The sequence below is a fragment of the Zoogloea oryzae genome (genome assembly GCF_030161255.1).
GTDB classification, from domain to species: Bacteria; Pseudomonadota; Gammaproteobacteria; order Burkholderiales; family Rhodocyclaceae; genus Zoogloea; species Zoogloea oryzae.
Genome location: NZ_BSPX01000138.1, coordinates 1 through 4,891, shown reverse-complemented (window position 1 = coordinate 4,891; position 4,891 = coordinate 1). Strand labels below are relative to the sequence as shown.

Genomic DNA, 4,891 nt, shown 5'->3' with positions numbered 1-4,891 from the left:
GCGTCGGCCAGGCGGCGCAGCATGCGGGCGGCGTCGGCCTCGCGCTCGCCCCATTCGCGCAGGCGATCCCAGATGCGCATCAGGCTCTCGTGGGCGAGGTCGATCACCGTGTCGGCCTCGAGCGGCTCGCCGGCCGGCGGCATCAGGAAGGCGGCGCCGGGGGCGCGGAAGGGTTCGAGCACCTCGGCCAGCGGCGCGGCGGCGGCCTCAAAGTTGCCGGCGGTGATGGCTTCGAGCGTCGCAAAGCGGGTCGGGCGGCGGATGCCGCGGGTGTCGGTGCTGGTGTCGGTGAGCGCCCGGAAGGCTGCCGCACAGCGTAGCTGGTGGGCCGGCGGCAGGGTGGCGAAGATCTCCTCGGCGTGCTGGTTGAGGGCGTGGGCGAGGGTACCCACCGCGTCGTAGTGGCGGGCTTCGACGGGGCTGGGCTCGCCGCTGGCCTGCCAGTGGGCCCAGCAGCGGGCCAGGGCGTGCTGGAGCAGCGAGAGCTGGTCCGGGTCGTCGCCCACGTCGTTGACGAGGCGGGTGAGGAGCGTCGGCTCGATGTCGGCGCCGCACACCCGGGCCGGGCCGAGGATGGCGGCGCGGCGGTCGTCGCGGCTCATCCGCGGCACCAGGTACTGGCCGCCGTTGATGGCTTCGGGCAGGCCGGCAAAGCGCGCACAGTCGCCGAGGAAATCCGAGCGCATGGTGAGCACGATGTGGATCGGCACGTCCTCGGCGCGGGCCTGGAGCAGCAGGTTGACGAAGGCGGTGGCCGGGTCTTCGTCGGCCGGGCCGGTGTCGCCCAACTGGCGGTAGCGGAACAGCTCCTCGAACTGATCGACGATCACCAGCAGGTTGCTGCCCTCGGGCTGGCGGGCCTGCTGCCAGACTTCGACCAGCCCCCGGCGGCTCATGGCGAGGGTGGTCTCGATGAATTCGGCGAGGCTGAAGGGGCCGGCGTCCATCTCGCGATGCAGGGCGCCGGGGGAGGCGAGGGACTGGGCCAGCGCCCGGATCGGGTGGCCGCCGGGGCGGCAGCTGGCCATCCGCCAGGCGCTGCCGGCGCGGGTGAGGAGGCCCCGGTGCAGCGCCGGGCGCAGGCCGCAATTGACCAGTGACGACTTGCCGCAGCCGGAGCTGCCGATCACCGCCAGGAAGCGCCCGCGGGCGAGGGTGTCCACCATCGCGTCCACCTGGCTCTCGCGGCCGAAGAAGAGGTATTCCTCGTCCTCGCGGAAGGGGCGGATGCCGGGGTAGGGCTGGGCCGGTGCGTTCATGACGGCGCTCCCACGCCCAGCGCGGCGAAGAGCGGGGCGAGGGTGGCCTCGCTGATGCCGCCCAGGCCGTCGAGCACGTCGGGCTCGGCGAGGGCCTGGAGGACTTCCTTGTCGTCGCTGGCGGGCGCGGCAAGGAGGGTCAGGCTGGCCTTGAGGGGGCGCTCGCGGGGGCTGCCCTGGAGCTTGCGCAGGTCGTTCTGCTGGTGGAACTTCCACGCCTCGTCGCCGGCGCCGTAGTAGAGCACGATGGCGTCGCAGTCGAGGGCGAGCTGGCGGTTTGTCTCGCGCACCTGGGCGGCGTCGCCCACGAAGGCCGGCAGGCTCACCTCCAGCCCACGGGCGCGGAGCAGCTTGATGAGCGGCACGACGGCCTTGCGGTCGGCGGCGTCGCACACCAGATGCACCCGGGCGGCGCCGGCCACCGGCTGGGCGGGCGGCGGCTCGGGGGGCTTGAGGGCGGCGTGGATCGCGGACTTGGTGGTCTCCAGATCGCCGCTCACCAGATCGGCGCCGAACTGCAGCGCGGCGTCGGTCTGCAGGGCGTCGATGAAGGCCTGCTGGGCGGGCTGGGGTGAGGCGACGCCAGCCGGCAGCCAGATCACCCGGCGCAGGCCGTGGCTGCGGCTGCGGGTGGCGGCGAGCTCGTTCTGGAGCACCACCACCGACTGCTGGCGGTCGCCGTCGGGCACCCGGCCGTAGCCCGTGCCCACCAGATGCACCGACAGCATGCAGCGCTGGAGCAGCGCATCCACCGCGGCGAGGTATTCGTCCTCGTCATCCGGCAGGCGCTCGTCGGGCAGCACGGTGAAGCCGCAGCAGGCGAGCTCGCTGGCGATGCAGTCGCGGGCCTCGCGGCGGTCGCGGCTGCATTCGGCGAGATACACGGCGGGCTTGGGCGCGGGGTCGTTGGCGGCGTCTTCGGTGATCTGGGGGCGGCGCTGGAGTTCGGTGAGCTGGGCGGCCAGATCCCAGGCGAGCTTGTTGGCCTTGCGCAGGAAGGCCTGGCGCGGCTTGTCGCCGTAGGCGGGGTCGAGCTCGTGGGGGACGTGCTCCTCGTCGATCTCGTAGAAGTCGTAGCCCAGCAGGCGCCCGAGCACCGGCGGCAGCGCATCGCCGGCATCGACCGGCAGCTTGAGCACCTTGATGACGCGGGCCTTGTTGTCCACCACCAGGCTTTGCTCGGCCTCGGCGCGCTGGCAGAAGCTGCGGATTTCCTTCTTGCACCAGTCGGACTTGAGGTAGCGCGGGGTGAGGATGGAGACGAACACCGCGGTGCCGGCGAGCTGGTCGAGGATCTCGTCGGAGAAGTCGTCGTTGCCGTGGAGCTTGTCGTCGCGCCAGATGTCGGCGGGGGCGCCGAGGCGCTGGCTGAGGAGGGTCTGCAGGGTGGAGTGGAACAGGCTCACCCAGCCGGACTGATCCGCGCTGAGGGGCTGGTTGTCCAGGTGGGCGTAGCTGATGAAGATCTGCCGGGCGAACTTCATCGCGGGCCTCCGGGCAGGGGCGGCAGGGCGACGCCGGGGGGCAGGTAGCGGCCGAGCCAGGTGGCGAGGGCGTCCGGGTGCCACAGCTTCGTGCCCAGGCGGGCGAGGGTGGCGAAGGGCGCGGCGTCGGGCATCGAGTGGTAGCGGCGCAGGCGCAGATCCTGGGGCGTGCCGGTGGGGCGGCGGCCGGCGGCGCAGGCCTCGATGACCGCCAGCACGGTGGGGATGGCCAGCGGGTAGAGGGCGGCAGTCTGGTCGAGGAGGTTGCCGGCGAGGTCGATGGGCTGGTCGATGACCTGGAGGAGCGGGCCGTCGTCGATGCCCGGGGTGATCCAGTGCACGCTGCAGCCGAAGGCGCCGGCGCCATCCGTGATGGCCCTGAGCGGCGCGTGCAGGCCCGCATAGCCCGGCAGGCGGCCGGGGTGGATGTTGAGGATGCCGTGGCGCGGCACGCCGATGCTGGCGGCGTCGAAGAGGTGGCTGAAGCGGGCGACGATGATGAGATCGGGCGCGAGGGCGGCGAGGCGGGCGCGGGTGGCGGCGTCGAGGGCGGTGATGACTTCGACCGGCGTGGCGTGGCGCCGGCCGAGGGTGGCGAAGGTGGCGTCCGGGGCGAGGTCGGCCTGGCGGGCGGGCAGGGCGTCGATCAGCGGGAAGAGCAGGTCGATGGGCAGCAGGCGCTCGAGAAAGCGCAACTGGGCGAGCTCGGGCACGTTGTCTTCGGCCGGGCGGTTCTTGTCGGCCAGCCACAGGCCGACCACCTCGTGCCCGGCGAGGGCCGGCAGCACGCGGTTGGCGAAGTGGGCGCCGTGGAGATCGAGCTTGGTGCACACCAGGATGCGCATCAGCGGTCCTCCGCCTGGATGCCGACGATCTCGGCCACGTCGAGCAGCTTGAGGGGCGGGTAGCGGCCCAGCTGCAGGGCCACCGGCAGGTTGATGAGGTAGGAGAAGTTGCGCGGCAGCTCCACCGGGATGCGCGACGGCGGGGTGTGGTCGCGCAGCACGCGCAGGGCCTGGGCGGCGGTGAAGCGGCCCACGTCCTCGTACTTGTTCACCACGCCCAGCAGGGCGCGGGCGTTCTGGACCGGGTTTTCGGCGGCGGCGAAGACGGGGATGCCGAGGGCCAGCGCGCCGTCGGTGAGCTGCTCGCGGCGGCTGTTGAGGAAGGTGTCGGGGCCCTGGTAGATGAGATCCACCTTCTCCTGCCGGAAGGCGTCGAGGATGGCGGGGATCGCCCGGGCGTCCGGCGCGCCGGCGGGCGACACCGGCAGGCTGCGCTCCACCAGCGTGAAGCCGTGGGTTTTGGCCAGCGCCCGCAGGTCGTCGCGGGCGGTGATCGAGTTGGGTTCGGTTTCGTTCACGATGTAACCGACGCGCTTGAAATCCAGATAGCTGCGGGCGGCCTTGATCTGGGTTTCCATCGGCAGCAGGTAGAGCGTGCCGGTGACGTTGGCGCGGGGCTTGTCCGGCGCCTCGATGACGCCCAGCGCGACGGGGTCGGAGACGATCATGAAGACCACCGGCAGCTCGGTGATGTGGCGGCGCGGATCGGCGCCCTTCCACGAGCCGACGGTCTCCAGCGTCACCGTCGAGCCCCAGGTGACCACCAGATCGGGCTTCAGGCGGCGGACTTCCTCGACCATTGCCGGGATGCGCCGCTTGTCCTGGGCGGCGTCGCGCAGGATGAACTCGGCGGCGATGCCGTGCTGGCGGAAGTAACCCTGAAAGCCCCGGCAGGCTTCCTCGCAACCCCGGAAGAGCAGCATCGCCACCCGGTAGGGCGTGGCCTCGGCGGCGGCGGGCGTCGGCAGCAGGCTGGCAGCGACCAGCAGCAGCGGAAGCAGGCGATCGGTCAGGCGTTTCATGGAGCGGGCTCCTTCCCGTTCGACGACAGGGCGAAAACCAGGATCGCCGTGAGGACCACGGCACCGATTGCCGCCATCGTACCGCCATATGCCAAAAGCCCGAACAGGCTGCCGGCAAAGAGGGGGCCGGCCACCGCGCCAAGGCGTTCGCCGGTGCGCAGCAGCACCAGGGCGGGCGGGCCGTCGCGGCCGATCATCGACTGCAGCGCAGCGGCGCCCAGCCCGGTGCCGATGCCGAGGGTGGCGATCCCCACCACCAGCGCGCCGGGCCCCGGCATCAG

Annotated in this window: 5 protein-coding genes; all 5 read right to left on the bottom strand. The window is 72.2% G+C overall.

Annotated features, from left to right (window positions below; translation table 11 throughout):
• A partial coding sequence (locus QQK25_RS22205; protein ID WP_284189918.1) for an nSTAND1 domain-containing NTPase occupies window positions 1-1,259 on the bottom strand: 1,259 nt, incomplete at its 3' end.
• Window positions 1,256-2,743 (bottom strand): TIR domain-containing protein, encoded by a 1,488-nt coding sequence (locus tag QQK25_RS22200; RefSeq protein WP_284189917.1) that lies wholly within the window; start codon window positions 2,741-2,743, stop codon window positions 1,256-1,258. The genes QQK25_RS22205 and QQK25_RS22200, both read right to left, overlap by 4 nt.
• Window positions 2,740-3,588: a formyltransferase family protein gene (locus QQK25_RS22195; RefSeq protein ID WP_284189916.1), complete on the bottom strand. Its 849-nt coding sequence runs from the start codon at window positions 3,586-3,588 to the stop codon at window positions 2,740-2,742. Before QQK25_RS22195 ends, QQK25_RS22200 begins: the two co-directional genes overlap by 4 nt.
• Window positions 3,588-4,610: an ABC transporter substrate-binding protein gene (locus QQK25_RS22190; RefSeq protein ID WP_284189915.1), complete on the bottom strand. Its 1,023-nt coding sequence runs from the start codon at window positions 4,608-4,610 to the stop codon at window positions 3,588-3,590. The genes QQK25_RS22195 and QQK25_RS22190 overlap by 1 nt, the downstream gene beginning before the upstream one ends.
• Window positions 4,607-4,891, bottom strand: a 285-nt coding sequence (locus QQK25_RS22185) for a hypothetical protein (protein WP_284189914.1), incomplete at its 5' end; no start/stop codon positions are given. The genes QQK25_RS22185 and QQK25_RS22190, both read right to left, overlap by 4 nt.